The sequence below is a fragment of the Streptococcus suis genome (assembly GCF_002964575.1).
GTDB classification, from domain to species: Bacteria; Bacillota; Bacilli; order Lactobacillales; family Streptococcaceae; genus Streptococcus; species Streptococcus suis_R.
Window position 1 is genome coordinate 16,834 of record NZ_POQQ01000026.1, and the last position, 14,795, is coordinate 31,628.

Annotated in this window: 15 protein-coding genes and 1 riboswitch; all 15 genes read right to left on the reverse strand. The window is 43.4% G+C overall.

What is annotated here, in order from left to right:
* Positions 1-6: 6 nt before the first annotated feature.
* The 15 genes from C1E58_RS01770 to hemA all read right to left on the reverse strand — a co-directional run bounded on the left by C1E58_RS01770 (position 7) and on the right by hemA (position 14,786).
* Complete coding sequence (locus tag C1E58_RS01770; protein WP_105116848.1) at positions 7-1,380, reverse strand: ethanolamine ammonia-lyase subunit EutB; 1,374 nt, start codon at positions 1,378-1,380, stop codon at positions 7-9.
* A gap of 30 nt (positions 1,381-1,410) precedes the next feature.
* A complete protein-coding gene (eutA, locus tag C1E58_RS01775; RefSeq protein WP_105209128.1) occupies positions 1,411-2,844 on the reverse strand; it encodes an ethanolamine ammonia-lyase reactivating factor EutA in 1,434 nt (477 codons plus the stop codon).
* Positions 2,845-3,019: 175 nt separating this feature from the next.
* Positions 3,020-3,595 carry an ANTAR domain-containing response regulator gene (locus tag C1E58_RS01780; protein ID WP_024380897.1) on the reverse strand — a complete coding sequence of 192 codons (576 nt, stop codon included), beginning with the start codon at positions 3,593-3,595 and terminating at the stop codon, positions 3,020-3,022.
* Between the two features lie 19 nt (positions 3,596-3,614).
* Complete coding sequence (eutS, locus tag C1E58_RS01785; protein WP_024380898.1) at positions 3,615-3,959, reverse strand: ethanolamine utilization microcompartment protein EutS; 345 nt, start codon at positions 3,957-3,959, stop codon at positions 3,615-3,617.
* Positions 3,960-4,044: 85 nt separating this feature from the next.
* Positions 4,045-5,181 (reverse strand): 1-propanol dehydrogenase PduQ, encoded by a 1,137-nt coding sequence (locus tag C1E58_RS01790; RefSeq protein WP_105209129.1) that lies wholly within the window; start codon positions 5,179-5,181, stop codon positions 4,045-4,047.
* A 476-nt stretch (positions 5,182-5,657) separates the two neighbouring features.
* Positions 5,658-5,802: riboswitch (adenosylcobalamin (AdoCbl) riboswitch) on the forward strand.
* A gap of 221 nt (positions 5,803-6,023) precedes the next feature.
* Positions 6,024-6,605 carry a flavin reductase family protein gene (locus C1E58_RS01795; RefSeq protein WP_105209130.1) on the reverse strand — a complete coding sequence of 194 codons (582 nt, stop codon included), beginning with the start codon at positions 6,603-6,605 and terminating at the stop codon, positions 6,024-6,026.
* Between the two features lie 79 nt (positions 6,606-6,684).
* On the reverse strand, positions 6,685-7,785 hold the full coding sequence (locus C1E58_RS01800) for an NADH-dependent flavin oxidoreductase (protein ID WP_105209131.1): 1,101 nt from the start codon (positions 7,783-7,785) through the stop codon (positions 6,685-6,687).
* On the reverse strand, positions 7,766-8,368 hold the full coding sequence (locus C1E58_RS01805) for a histidine phosphatase family protein (RefSeq protein WP_105209132.1): 603 nt from the start codon (positions 8,366-8,368) through the stop codon (positions 7,766-7,768). The genes C1E58_RS01800 and C1E58_RS01805 overlap by 20 nt, the downstream gene beginning before the upstream one ends.
* Positions 8,365-9,087 (reverse strand): adenosylcobinamide-GDP ribazoletransferase, encoded by a 723-nt coding sequence (cobS, locus tag C1E58_RS01810; protein ID WP_105209133.1) that lies wholly within the window; start codon positions 9,085-9,087, stop codon positions 8,365-8,367. Before cobS ends, C1E58_RS01805 begins: the two co-directional genes overlap by 4 nt.
* Positions 9,084-9,668 carry a bifunctional adenosylcobinamide kinase/adenosylcobinamide-phosphate guanylyltransferase gene (gene cobU, locus C1E58_RS01815; protein WP_105209134.1) on the reverse strand — a complete coding sequence of 195 codons (585 nt, stop codon included), beginning with the start codon at positions 9,666-9,668 and terminating at the stop codon, positions 9,084-9,086. Before cobU ends, cobS begins: the two co-directional genes overlap by 4 nt.
* On the reverse strand, positions 9,661-10,947 hold the full coding sequence (hemL, locus tag C1E58_RS01820; RefSeq protein ID WP_105209219.1) for a glutamate-1-semialdehyde 2,1-aminomutase: 1,287 nt from the start codon (positions 10,945-10,947) through the stop codon (positions 9,661-9,663). Before hemL ends, cobU begins: the two co-directional genes overlap by 8 nt.
* Before the next feature lie 4 nt (positions 10,948-10,951).
* Positions 10,952-11,926: a porphobilinogen synthase gene (gene hemB, locus C1E58_RS01825; RefSeq protein WP_105209135.1), complete on the reverse strand. Its 975-nt coding sequence runs from the start codon at positions 11,924-11,926 to the stop codon at positions 10,952-10,954.
* Positions 11,913-12,635, reverse strand: coding sequence for a uroporphyrinogen-III synthase (locus C1E58_RS01830; protein WP_105209136.1), 723 nt, complete (start codon positions 12,633-12,635; stop codon positions 11,913-11,915). The genes hemB and C1E58_RS01830 overlap by 14 nt, the downstream gene beginning before the upstream one ends.
* Positions 12,632-13,540: a hydroxymethylbilane synthase gene (gene hemC / locus C1E58_RS01835; RefSeq protein WP_105209137.1), complete on the reverse strand. Its 909-nt coding sequence runs from the start codon at positions 13,538-13,540 to the stop codon at positions 12,632-12,634. Before hemC ends, C1E58_RS01830 begins: the two co-directional genes overlap by 4 nt.
* Positions 13,527-14,786 (reverse strand): glutamyl-tRNA reductase, encoded by a 1,260-nt coding sequence (gene hemA, locus C1E58_RS01840; protein WP_105209138.1) that lies wholly within the window; start codon positions 14,784-14,786, stop codon positions 13,527-13,529. Before hemA ends, hemC begins: the two co-directional genes overlap by 14 nt.
* Between the last annotated feature and the right edge of the window lie 9 nt (positions 14,787-14,795).

The window sequence follows — 14,795 nt, forward strand, 5'->3', positions numbered from 1 at the left end:
TTCCTCCTATATCTTTGACTTCATGAAGACTGAACCATCACCACCAATTTCAGTCAGATGGCCATCTTTCATTAAGCCCATATTTTCCATCCAGATTTCAAATTCTTTGATTGGACGCTTACCTAACAAGTCACGCATGGTCGCTGTTTCATGGTAACCAGTTGTCTGGTAGTTCAACATAATATCGTCACCATGTGGAATAGCCATGATGTAGTTGACACCTGCAGCACCAAGAAGAACAAGCAAGTTTTCAGCATCATTTTGATCAGCTTTCATGTGGTTAGTGTAGCAAATGTCACATCCCATAGAAATACCTGTCAATTTACCCATGAAATGATCTTCCAAACCTGCACGAATAACTTGTTTGGAATCGTAGAGGTACTCTGGACCAATGAAACCAACTACAGTATTAACAAGGAATGGATCGAAACGTTTTGCAAAACCATAACAACGTGCTTCCATAGTTACTTGGTCAGCTCCATGATGGGCATCTGAGGACAATTCTGATCCCTGACCTGTTTCAAAGTACATAACGTTTGGACCTGCTGCTGTACCTACTTTCAAGGCTGTGTCACGAGCCTCTTGAATGATTTTAGCATCAAAACCAAAGGCTGTATTTCCTTTCTCAGATCCAGCAATAGACTGGAAGACCAATCCTGTCGGAGCTCCCTGATTCATGGCCTCAATTTGTGTTGTTACATGGGCCAGCACGCAATGTTGAGTTGGAATTTTATATTCTTCAATGAAGTCATTGAACTTATGCAAAATCCGTTTGGTGCTTTCCACTGAATCATCCACTGGGTTCAAACCAAGCAATGCATCTCCACATCCGTATGCAAATCCTTCCATGGTTGAAGCCATAATACCGTCTGGATCATCAGTTGTGTGGTTAGGTTGTAAACGAGATGAGAAGGTTCCTGGAACACCAATTGTTGTATTTGCAGTCTTAGTAATGATAATTTTCTGTGCTGCTACTATCAAGTCCAAGTTGGTCATTAGCTTAGCTACTGCAGCAACCATTTCTGAGGTCAGACCACGTGATAACCATTGAATATCGATATTGGTCGTTTTATTGTCCAAAATCCATTCACGTAGTTCTTCAACTGTCCAGTTTTTAATCTTTTCATAGGTACGAAGGTTAACGTCGTCAATGATAATACGCGTTACCTCATCCTCTTCATATGGAACGACTGGATTATTGAACAAATCAGAAAGTTTTAGCTGAGCCAAAACTACCTTGGCTGCCACGCGTTCTTCTGCCGACTCGGCCGCTACGCCAGCCAAATGATCTCCTGATTTAAATTCATTAGCCTTGGCCAAGACTTCTTTCACAGAATGAAATTCATAGACTCGACCAAATAACTTTGTTTTTAATATCATTAAATTTATCCTCCTTTTGATATTGACTGATTAACTGAATACTAGGGTTTTTACAACGACAGGTAAAACCGAGCCTTCAACTAAAGGATTGCCAATATCAATGTAATCTCCATTTTGCACATCAACAGAATCGATACAAACAAAGGGATAATCTTTAGGCAACAATGCAAACAAGCTTTGACCAAGTACCTTTGCCATGTCTTCCTTGACAACAACCAACAAAGGAATTCCTCGATCAATACTATCTTTCATCCCTTCAAGAATAGCCTGGGCATATTCTTGTACCCTTACGAAACTTGGACTCTTTATACCATCTAAGGCTAAAGCCAATTCTTGAACTTCATTTTCAAGCATGAACCATCGGCTTTTTTCCCTGATAGCCTCCGCCAAATTTTGCTGCGACCCCATCTCATCTTGACTAGATAATTTCAAAACTGGGATATTCTTGATCGGCAAAATTTTTGAAATATAGGTAATAGTGCTCCCACTTACCTCTGTCGTATGGCTTCCTGCACCAACCACCGTAGCCCTAATGGTTTCTACCGACTCAATTACCTTCTTGTTTGAGAAGATTTTCGATTGTGCTATTGCTTTTCCAAGTAGTATCCCTATATCTCCATAGTGAAATTCACTGACAGAACGATCCGCTTGAAAAATCGCATCGGCCACACCACCTGAGAATGAAACACACTGGATGGGATAGTCCAATTTCAATCCATGGTTGGTCTGCAGCAACTCATAGTAGGGACTATTTGTATCTAAGCCCAAACTTTGCTCTAGTACAGATACCAGAATAGCTATCAGGCGTTCCAGATCTGGTCGATTAAGGAGAGCTCCTACCGCCAAGTTTAATTTTTCTTTGACAATAATTTCTTGTAGTTTTGGAGCAATATAGGTAATATGGTGACTAGCTGGATCAATTTTCACAAGCCTACCGCCAATATCAAAACAAGCGGTATCAATCAAGTCTCCTTCACGGTAAACAGAGATATTTGATGTTCCTCCACCAATATCAATATTTGCTACAGAAGTGTGGTGCTCCTGAGAGTACTGATAACTACCTGCTCCCTTACCAGAGATAATACTCTCCAAGTCTGGACCAGCAGTAGCAACAACAAAATCACCTGCATAGCCACTTAAGGCCTCTAGGACTTGGCTAGCATTATCCTTCCTAGCTGTTTCACCCGTTATGATGACAGCCCCCATCTGAATCATATCCTTCGAAATACCTGCTTTTTGGTATTCCAATCTGACAAATTCTTTTATAGACTCAACATCTATCAAAAGATTTTCAAAAATGGGAGTAAAGATAATTTCACTCCTATACAGAACTCGCTTATCTGTAATATATACACGTGGAATAGTGAAAACGGAGGCAATATTCTCCACAGTCAATTCAGATAACACCAGTTGGGTCGTAGCAGTACCAATATCAATGCCAACACTTAAAATCTTATCGGACATCACCTTACCTCCAAAAAAAGACACTTAAAGAAATGCTAATAGAACTCGTCTATTACCACTCTTCAAGCGTCATTGCTTTTAGGCTTACATCATTGTCAGCCTCTTCTATTCGATTAGCATCCTGTAATACTGCTTACTATCACAGGACTTGGTTCACTGTATTGTATATCTATTATTAAAACTCATCATGCATAACCAACAATTTAGCAATTTCCACCATGGGAACTCGCTTTTGCATACTGATAGTTCGAATATGCTTAAAGGCTGCTGATTCTGATAGATGATCACGGGACATCAATAAGCCTTTTGCTTTTTCAATGATGATACGGTCATTGATTTTCTTCGTCAATTTAGCCATTTCACTGGTCAAGTGCTGAAATTGTCTACCTCTTGCAATACATACTTCCACCATAGGAATCAATGATTTAGCATCAAGAGGTTTTACTAAGTAACCACTAACACCATATCTTTTGGCTTTCTCGATATACTGTTCATCACTTTGGGTAGTTAACAAGAGAACACTATAGGCCAGATTATCATCCAATATTTTTTTACAGGCTGTCAAACCATCTAATAGAGGTAGCTGGATAGACATCACAACTAAATCCGAACGGTATTTTTGACTTAATTCTATTGCTTCAAAGCCATCACTAGCCTCTGCCACAACTTCGAAATCAGCCTTTTCCAATAGTTCTCTAACTTCACGTCTAACCATTGGATCCTTGTCTGCTATTAGTATTCTACCTTTCATACCTACCTCTTCTGAAAGCTTATGTCCGCGTTACAACTGTACTTGAAAAATGAAGAATTTCCTCCAAGCCTTGTAACACAGCTACTAGAGCAGCCTCAACAGATGAAACATCTCCTGTCATGACAACAGAGCCACTAAATCGGTCAACAAAGCCGATCTGAACATCTGCCGCCTTGGTCGCAAGATCTACCGCAATGATGGAAGCTTCACTAGGAGTAATCGTCAGTATGCCAATAGCTCCTTTTTTATCGACCAGCAAACCAAGTTTTTCATAAATAACTTCATCAGGATTTGCAATGAGATGGGCCAGGGTTATCTGTTTCCCTGGTACATACTCTTGTATCATTCTCTGTTTTTCTTCCAGTTTGTCCACCTTCCCTCAATAGAAGTTTGGATAACACCCTAGTTAGTATATTATAACACGAAGTAGGGTAATTATCAACATAATTCTAGAAAGCATTTTCCAAAACTGCCAAAGCTTCTTCCGTGCTCGGTTGTCGTGGATTTGTAGCAGTACACTTATCTACTACCGCTGCTGCTGCAATTTCTTCCTTGTACTGATTAAAGTCACTAACAGACACACCATATTCCCGTAAGGTCATCGGCAAATCCAGTTTTCGTTGCAATTTTTTCACTGCGTCAATCAACTGTCGAACACCCAAAACAGGACTAGTAGCACTACAACCGATTAGCTTAGCAATTTCTTGATAACGAATAGCTGTTGCTTTATCACTATCACCTAGGCCACGAGCACTGATATTGGCATTATACTGGATGACGTAGGGCATTAGAATGCTATTTACTCGTCCATGAGGGATATGGAATTTTGCTCCTGTCGCATGGGCTAAGCCATGGTTGATCCCTAAGGATGCAGTATTGAAGGCCATGCCTGCCAGAGTTGACGCAACATGCATTTTTTCACGAGCCACTGAATCGTTTCCGTTTTGGTAGGCTTTAGGTAGGTATTCGAAAACTAATTTAATGGCTTTTTCTGCTAGAGCATCTGAAAAATCTGTTGCCTTGGTCGAAACATAGGCTTCAATGGCATGGGTCAGAACATCCATCCCCGTATCTGCTGTTATATTTCCAGGCAAAGAAGATACTAGACAGGAATCTAAAATGGCTACATCTGGTAGTATTTCTCTTGAAACCAAGGGATACTTGATTTCTTTTTGCCTATCAGTAATAACGGCAAATTCTGTCACTTCTGAACCGGTTCCACTGGTTGTTGGAATAGCAATTAGAATCACATCTGTAAACACAGCCATTTTTTTACCAAAATAGTAAATAGCTTTAGCTGCATCAAGAGCGGAACCACCACCAATCGCAAGGATGATACTGATTTGTTGACCACCTACTGACTGAATACCCGCAATAATGGTTTCAATCGGTGGATCTGGTACAATATCATCAAAAACATGACTCTGATTGCTAGGATCCAGATGACTTAATACACTGTCCAATTGACCAGTTTGCTTTAGGAAGGGATCTGCAACAACCAAGATGTGCTCATTCTTATAACTTCTTAGCTGCTCTAGAGCACCCTCTCCTATGCACAATTCTGTTTTATAGAAAATCTTGTACATTTCTTCTCCTTTCTATGTAACTTTTCCATAAAAATAAGCCATATGAAAACCAGACTAAAACTCTCCATTAAGTCATAGTCGTTTCATATAGCTACATTGCTTATTGATTAGTACGCCTTTGTACCACGAAAAAATTATAACATAAAGCCATTAACATATCAACAGAAATAATGATTTTTCTTGAAATTTTTATGAACTTTTTTACTCCTAGCCCCCTGACCTAAATGAACATCTAAGAACCTGTGGTCCTCGTTCGACGCTTCTATTTATGACTAGTTTTCAAGCTCCCATCGTTCAGCTTCTTCTTTTGTATCTCCGCTAAAATCTGTCTTTATGAAAGAAATATGCTCTCTAATAATAGAGTGATGGATGAATAGAGCTTCTCAGTTTATAATAGAGGGTTTATAATAGAGTCCTCATTTTGATACAAATTAGTTGTCAAACTGGTGGAGATAAGTTATAATAATGATGCTAGGAATTGATTTTAGTACTTTTGAAAACATGGAAGTTTGGTGCAAATCCAACGCGGTCCCGCCACTGTGATAAGCTTTGCTTTAAGTCAGGTCTTTGGTTTCAAATTTTAGTAGATCTCACGCCTCGATGTAAGGTGTGATGTCAGTTTGGATAGCGCATCTACTGCGGTATTTTCCATTATTGGCTCTACGTTTAAGTACCTTTCATTTTCTAAAGGTAGAAAAACTACCTTACTGCAACGAAGCAGGGCCGATAATCGGGAAAGCCACAGTTAATCAATGATGCTTAACAGACTATACAAGGATGTATAAATGCTTTCTTAACATAAACGACAAACCACCCTTGAAATGAAGGGTGGTTTATTTTGGCTAATCAGACTTCCCTTCCGCTTCTCTTCGTTTTTTAATCAGAGTTCCCATTCGTAAGGATTTTTCATTATAGTAACGATAGTGTCGACCTGAACCATCACCGATATAGCTGATAGGTGAAAATTCACTGCCCTTAAAATCACCATGCTCATCAAGCAAGTCTTCTTCTACTACTCTGCGCGTTACTTTTCCGATAATGTTGGTCAACTTACCACATTCTACAAGTTCAACAACTTCGCACTCAATAGAAATTGGGCATTCATTTACCAAAGGAGCATCAACTGTTTCACCAACTGTGTAGGTCAAACCAGTTAAGGAAAATTTATCTTTACGGCTATTAAAACCAGCAAGTTCCACTTCCTCAATCAGCTCTTCTCTTGGAATATTGACAGTAAAGTGACCATGTTTGCTGATTTCAGTCACTGCATTTCCCTTTGTCCTCATGCCAATCACCATCATACTGCCTAAAGAATAAGCAGAACTTGAGGTTGTTATATTGTATCCATGAATATCATCTTTGTAACCCAAAAAGAATACCGGAAAGCCAAAATATAGCTTACGTGTCTCAAATGTTTTTTTCACCTTTTACTCCTTTATTGTAAGAATAGGTATCTACTGTTCAGCATTTCCATCACACATGATACCTCATTCTTAAACATCACTATTTTCCCTCTAAATAATCCCGCAAGGAATTGACAAATGCTGTCGGGAGTTTCAACTCTTCTTGCAGTTCATCTCGATAGCGGGTAATGATGTCATACTCCCGTCCTTGAGAAACCTTGATTGGCCAGTCGGGATCTAGTAACATGGCCTTACCAACAGAGAAGAGTGGGATGTCTTCTGCTAGAATCTCTTCCACATCTTGACAGGTCTGAATCCCACCAACTGCAATCAGGGGCACTCGTCCATTGATTTTTTTTATGACGGAGTGAATGATAGGCTCTAATGCATCAGGATTTCGCAGGGAAGGTCGGAAAACATGACTTAAGGAGAGATGAAGATAGTCTACCCCCATTGCTATCAGCTGCTCTATCAGCTGCAAACTATCCCATAATTCAATACCTGGATCTTCAATCTCTTCTGGGGAGAAACGGTAGCCAACCAAAAACGGTCTATCTGCTTCTTCCTTGACTAGTTTTTTGACCTGCTTAACCAAGGTCTTGGCAAACCGCATACGGTTATTCAAACTACCTCCCCACTTATCCTGTCGTCGATTGGAATGGGGAGAAAGGAATTGCTGGATTAAGTAAGTATTGGCCCCATGTAACTCCACTCCATCAAAACCTGCTTTGATGGCCCTTCTCGTTGCATCAAGAAAGGCCTGTAATATCTCATCTACTTCCAAATGCTTAAGAGAACGAGGTTCTACCACATGACCATGAGAACCAATAATAGCACTAGGAGCTACTGGTTTTCCTTCAATTAAAACTGGGGGAACCATGCGGCCTCCATGATAGATTTGTAAGACTGCTAAAGCCCCTTGGTCCTTGATGGCTTGAGCCAGGCGAGCTAACCCTTCAATCTTATCATCTTCTGCTACGCTGAAACTATCTCTGAATGCCTGCCCTTGCGTATGCACATAGGCACTGCCAGTAATGACCATGCCCACTTGGCCAGCACGACGAGTGTAAAAGTCAATATCATCTTGCGATACATAGCCTCCCGACTGACAGACACTGAGGGTCATGGGAGCCAGCACCACTCGATTTCTAGTGTACAACTGATCTGTCAGCTGTACAGAGTCATGAATTGTTTTTATCATCTACAACCTCTTTTCCTAAAAGATATGCAGTAACATTTGTTCCTTCTTTTTCTACCACTGTCACAGTTCCTTGGGGAAAATCAATATCCCAAAATAGGGCTGATGGATCTACTAAACGCTGGTAAATCAACCTTAGAACACCTAAGTGAGCAACAAGGGCCAGTGACTGTAGATGTTCATTGACCAATCTGTCCGTTTCAGTCCAAACCCGGTCTTGAAAGTCTCTAAAGGCTTCCGCTTCCGGTGGTCTGTAGGTAAATGGCGCTGCCAACCAGGCCTCCCATTCCAGCGGAAATTGTTCCTGAATCTGATCGGCAGTCAGGCCTTCCCACAGTCCAAAACCTTTTTCATCCATGTTTTTTAAGGGGATTGAATGATGTATAGGAAAGACAAGCTGGGCTGTTTCCTGGCTACGTCTTAAAAAGCTGACATAGACCTTGTCAATAGGAATATCTCGCATCTGATTTTCCAAGACTAGAGCCTGCTCTTTCCCTCTTTGATTGATGGAAACATCCAAGCTTCCGTAAAAACAGCGTTTTTTGTTCAAATCGGTTTCACCGTGACGCATGAGGTAGATTTTCATATGATTAACCCAATAATAAATAGGAGTTGAGCCACTTCGACAAAGGCTCCTAAGGTATCACCAGTGTGGCCGTCAATTTTTTGGTAGACAAACCGGCGATAGACCTGCGAGCCAAGTAAGATAAGGCCGTAGGCAAGTAAACCTTTGTAGCTAAAGACATACATTAGACTGGCTAGCGGCAAGACCTGAGACAGAACGATTTGGCCACCTGTCGTCCCTGAGAAAAAGTTGCCTGTCCCCCCCTCAGCCCGTGCATAGCGCATCTGATAGAGCTGCAGGGCTAGTCCTGCCTTTCCAATCATGGACAGGGCCGCCACGATAAACCAGCCTGGCTCAGGAAGATAAGGATAGGCCACCAACATCAAAGCATAGTAGAGAATCAAGGCCAGAACACCATTGCTACCAATACGGCTGTCCTTCATGATTTCCAACATTCTCTCCTTTTTCCTGGATGAAAAGAGTCCGTCTGCAGTATCTGCCAAGCCGTCTAAGTGAAATCCTCCTGTCAGCAAGACATCAAAGAGAAAACTAAGGCACCAAGCAACAATGCCTGGTAAGACCATTTGAGCTAGGTAGTAAAACAGGCCTGTAATACTCCCTAGTAAAAGTCCAAATAGGGTCAGATAGGGAACTCCTTTTTGGATATGAGCAATATCCACTTCCTTGTTGATGGGAATTCGGCTAAAAAATTGTGTGTAAATAATCAGTGCATGTATCATTTTAAGCGTTGAGCAAGGCCACAAAACACCAGATAAACCTCACTCGCCTCCTTCGCTAAGAACTGATTCACCTTTCCAAGTAGATCTCTAAAATACCGTCCCAACTTGGTATCTGGAACGATGCCCAGTCCAATTTCGTTGGTGACAATGTAGAGCTGACTATCCATTACCCCATGAGCAAGTAGGATAGCCTGCCATTGAGCCTGAATCTGTCGACTGATAAAGGCCTGTTCTTCCTTGCTGAGAAAGTTAGTATCCTCCATAGCTATTTTCTCAGGGAAATAGGTTTCAACCAGCTGAAAGAGGAGATTAGTCGTCAGCATGGTAGCACAGTCCAGCAAATAGTAGTCGTAGGTTTGGTCTTTCAACCAGGATCCAAGATCTGCAAACTGCTCATGGGTTGTCCAAGAAGCTGGGCGGCGTTCTTGGTGCAGCCGGACCCGCTCCTGCCATTCACTGTCGGTGCCTGAACTCATTCCTGTCGCTATATAACATACTCGCTCTTTCTCCCAGATTTGCTCTTCTGTGAACTGCGATTTGCCACTTCGAGCTCCTCCAGTTACCAAGACAATTTTACCCATATATTTCTCCAAAAACAGTATCAAAGGCCTGCAAGGTCTGCTCAATATCTTCCTTGGTATGCGCTGCGGACATGAAATTTGATTCATACTGGGAAGGTGCTAGGTAAATCCCTTGTTTGAGTAAACCTGCATGGACACGGGCAAAGACTTCTTGGTCGCTGGCCTTGGAATCTTCAAAATTCCGAACAGGCCGCTCGTTAAAGAAAAATCCAAACATGGTACCAACCTGTACAACCTGGAGGGGAATCTGGTACTTGACAGCCAGTTCTTTCAAACCTAGGCAAAGCTGATCGGTTCGTGCCTCCATGTCCTTAAAGATATCCGGTGTCAAGGACGCCAAGGTTTCATAGCCAGCTGTCATAGCAATCGGATTTCCTGACAAGGTACCTGCCTGATAGACTGCCCCCATGGGAGCGATATAGTCCATATACTTCTTCTTACCTCCAAATAGTGCCATTGGGAAGCCACCGCCAACAACCTTACCAAAGCACAACAAGTCTGGCTCCACACCATACAAGCCCGTAGCTCCAGTATAGCTGGCCCTAAAGCCTGTCATCACCTCATCGATAATAAACAAGGCACCATATTGGCTTGTGAGGTCACGAATAGCTTGGATAAAGTCCTGCTCTGCTGGAATCAGTCCCATATTTCCTGCCACAGCTTCGATAATGACGCAGGCAATTTCTGAACCCATCTCTTCAAAACAGGCCTGAAGACTAGCCTTATCATTATAGGGAAGAGTAAGAGTATCCTGAGCAGTTGCTTCTGTCACTCCAGGAGAATTTGGTAAGCCAAAGGTGGCAACCCCAGACCCTGCTTGTACGAGGAAGGAATCACTGTGTCCATGGTAACAGCCAACAAACTTGACGATTTTATCCCTCTGGGTCACTCCACGTGCCAAGCGAATAGCACTCATGGTAGCTTCCGTCCCCGAACTGACCATTCTCAGCCGTTCCAGATAGGGAATTCTCTCCTGCAGGTGCTGGCCTAAGCGAGTTTCCAAGGGACTTGGTGCTCCGAAACTGGTGCCACATTCCACGGCTGACTTGACCGCTTCAATGACCCGATCTTCTGCATGACCTAAAATCATTGGTCCCCAGGATAGAACGTAGTCGATGTAGCGATTTCCATCCACATCGTAGAGATAAGCACCCTTGGCCTTATCAATAAATACTGGACTGCCCTCTACGGCCTTAAAGGCTCGAACTGGACTATTGACCCCACCTGGAAAAACCGTTTGGGCTTGTTCGAATGCGAGCTTAGATTGTTGAGTCTGCATCATCTTATCCTTCCTCTTTCAAATAGCGGGCTACATCTTTTGCGAAGTAGGTGATGATCAAGTCTGCACCCGCACGTTTAAAGCCTGTCAAGGTTTCAAGGATAACTGCCTTCTCATCAATCCATCCATTTTGAGCTGCAGCCTTGACCATGGCATATTCTCCACTGACATTGTAAGCAACTAGGGGAAGCTTAGTTTGCTGCCTTAATTCTCGTAGAATGTCCAAGAAGGCTAGACCTGGCTTGACCATGAGGAAGTCAGCACCTTCTTTCTCATCGCTCTGGGCCTCTCTCAAGGCTTCTAAGCGATTAGCAGGATCCATTTGGTAGGTCTTCCGATTGCCAAACCTTGGAGCACTTTCGCCAGCGTCACGAAACGGTCCATAAAAGCTAGAGGCAAACTTAATGGCATAAGACATGATGGGAATGTCTTCAAAACCAGCCTGATCCAGTCCCTGACGGATAGCTTCGACATAGCCGTCCATGGCATTGGACGGAGCAATGATATCCGCACCAGCCCTTGCTTGACTCAGGGCAACTTCTACCAAGCGGGGCAAGGATGCGTCATTGTCCACCTCCTGACCTTTTAACACCCCACAATGTCCATGACTGGTAAATTCACACAAGCAGGTATCTGCAATCACGACAAGCTGAGGGAAGTGCTTCTTTATCAGGCCAATCGCTTCCTGAACAATGCCTGTTTCACAGGAGGCCTGGCTACCAATCTCATCTTTTTCCTTGGGAATGCCAAAAAGTATGATACTCTTTAACCCTAATTTTTCAACTTCTGCTACTTCATCGACTAACTGATGCAGGGGGAATTGATAAACTCCTGGCATGGAAGCTACTTCCTGCTTGTCATCAAGACCTTCTTTCACAAAGATAGGATAAATCAAGTCTGTGGTCAGTAGCTGGGTTTCCCTGACTAGATCACGAATCCCTTCTGTCCTTCTCAGACGTCTGTGTCTAAAAAATACCATATCGTTTCTCCTTATCCATGATGGTTTCTAGCATGGCTGTGATAGAAGGCTTGTCTGGCATGAGGTCTACCTCATAACCAGATTCCATCACCGCTTGGGCTGTTGTTTTTCCAATGACTGCTATTTTATGGCTGACAGGAAGCTTTTTGATTACCTCTGTAAAACTGTGCCAGGCAGATGGACTGGCAAAGGTCCACAGTACCCTATCCAATTCCAAATAGGTAGCAAGCTGATCCTGACCTGCCTGATTGGCAACCGTATCATACATCTCCCAAGCCAGCACAGCATGCCCCTCCTGCCTCAAACCTTCTGCTATGATAGGATTGGCCAAGTGACTTTGCGGAAACAAAATCTTTTGCCTTTCTAAGCCAAGTGCCAACCACTCCGCTACAAAATCTTTTCCATACTGGCTAGTAGACTCAAAAGTCACTGACCGTCCTACTTCCCTTATGGAACGACTGGTCTGCTCACCAATACTGGCAATCTGTATAGAAGATGGAAGATGGGGCAGGAAGCACTCAAAGGCTGTTGCACTGGTGCAGAACAGCCAATCAGCCTTTTCCAACTCTTGCTGGACTTGCTGAGGAAGAGGATGGGCCTGAAAAGCTATTAGGGGAACAGTTGCTAGCTGAAAGCCCGCATTTTCCAAAGCTGCTTGCAGGTCCAAATCTATGGTCCCATCTCTTGTTACTACAATCGTTGCTGTCATCTTGCTGGCTCAACCCCTAGCTGATTTAATTTCTCCACGGCCTCCTTGGCCAACTGGAAGCCGTCATGACCAGATAGGCTGATGCGGTGGCAGTTCTTCTCGCTATCTGCTAGCATGACCTCTAACTGATAGTCGGCTCCAACTTGTCTGGCCAGGGCAGCGATTGGGAAGGTACAATCAGCCCCCATTCCTCGTAAAAATTCCCGCTCAATGCCGGCACAGATGGCGGTCTCAGGATGGTTTATACTGGATAAGATGTCCAAAACTTGCTGGTCATCCGCCCGACATTCGATTCCCAGAGCTGCCTGGGCAACGGCAGGAAGACAAATGGATTCATCCAAATATTCGATGTCCAAGTCAGCCTGGCGGGTCCAGCCAAGCCGATTGATCCCCGCAACTGCTAAGACAATGGCATCGTACTGGCCGTCACGGACCTTTTGGATACGGCTATCGATATTTCCACGCAGGGACTTGTAGACCAAGTCAGGCCGAACAGCCTCGAGCTGAACTTGACGGCGGAGACTGCTGGTCCCCACTATTGATCCAGCTGGCAAGCTAGTCAAGGTCATACCAGCTTCTTTGAAAATCAAACAGTCACGCACATCCTCACGCTCCGGACTGGCTCCAATGACACATCCCTCAGCTAGTAACCCCGGAACATCTTTCAAGCTATGAACTGCGATATCAATCTCTTTTTCCACCAATGCCTTTTCAATATCCTTGACAAAAACGCCTTTTCCACCAATTTTTTGGAGGCTGACATGGACTAGCTTGTCCCCTGTCGTTTTATAAGGAACCAGTTCAAACGCAAGATCAGGATGCAAGGTCTTAAGGGCATCTACAACCATATTGGTCTGAGTCAGTGCTAGTTGGCTTTGGCGGGTCCCTACTCTAATTACTGTCATCGTCTTCTCCTAGTCTATCTGCTTGTAAGCCAAACAGTTTACAGACCAAGGCAATGTCGTAGTCAGACCTTTCTCCAACAGACATTTCCTTGAGTTGTAAAATGGGCTCTCGAATCAACTGATTGACAATTCCTTTCATGTGTTTAGAAATTTGTTTCTGTTCCCTCTCGGTCAAATTTGGTATCTTCCGATTGATACTTTCTAGGGATGTAGCATGAATTTGCAAGGCTTTCTCCCTCAGTTCACGGATGAGAGGCACAATTCCCAACTGAGCTTGCCAGGCTTGGTATTTGACCAACTCTCCTTCTATTTCCAAAACAATCTGTTCAGCAATCTCTCTCCGTTCTTCATGATAGACTTCTAGTTGATTGCTGAGATTCTCAATGGTGTAAAGGGTCATCTGCTCACTTGGGTGAATAGTCCTTGGCAGGCAAAGGTCGAAGGCAATGACACTTTCTTTCAACATAGGCGGAAAGAGAATGTAGCCTCCTACTTTTACAGCTGAGAAAATGACATCCGCATCCGCAACTGCCGCTTCAAGCTGATCCCATCCAAAAGCCTGGACACGTTGGTCCTGCAGAAAATGCTGGGCCTTGGAAACTGTTCGATTGACCAAACGGACTTGTTCAAAAGGCTTTTTCAGCAAATACTTGGTCACAAGTTGGCCGATTTCACCCAGGCCGATAACCGCTACCCTTTTTCCAGAATAGTCAAAATCAGTCTGTTCCAACAGTTGCACTGCTGTTAATCCTATGGAAATAGGCCGAGCATTGATGCGGTACTCTTCATGCATTCGTTTGGCAAAGGTCATGACCTGCTTAAAGACTTGATTTAAGATGACACCAGTCGTTCCTACTGTCTGAGCTCGGGCAAAGGCCCGTTTCAACTGACCTAGAATTTGAGTTTCCCCTAAAATCTTCGATTCCAGGCCAATGGACACTCTGAGCAGGTGTTCTAAGACCTGATTGGCTTCTTTGAAGATTAGACAAGGTTCCACTTCCTCCGCTTCTAGCTGGAACCAGTTCAGTAAAAAGCGTTTAGCATAATAGCGTCCGGTATGGAGCTGGTCCACCACTAGATACAGCTCGGTTCGATTACAGGTCGATACAATGACCGTTTCAAAAATACTTTTCTCTTGGTTCAGTGCCTCTAAGGCCTGGTCCACTTCCTCGTCGGAAAAATGTGCCCTCTCCAGCAAACTAAACGGTGTATTTTGATGGGTCAATCCAACATATAATAGGTCCATAACATACTA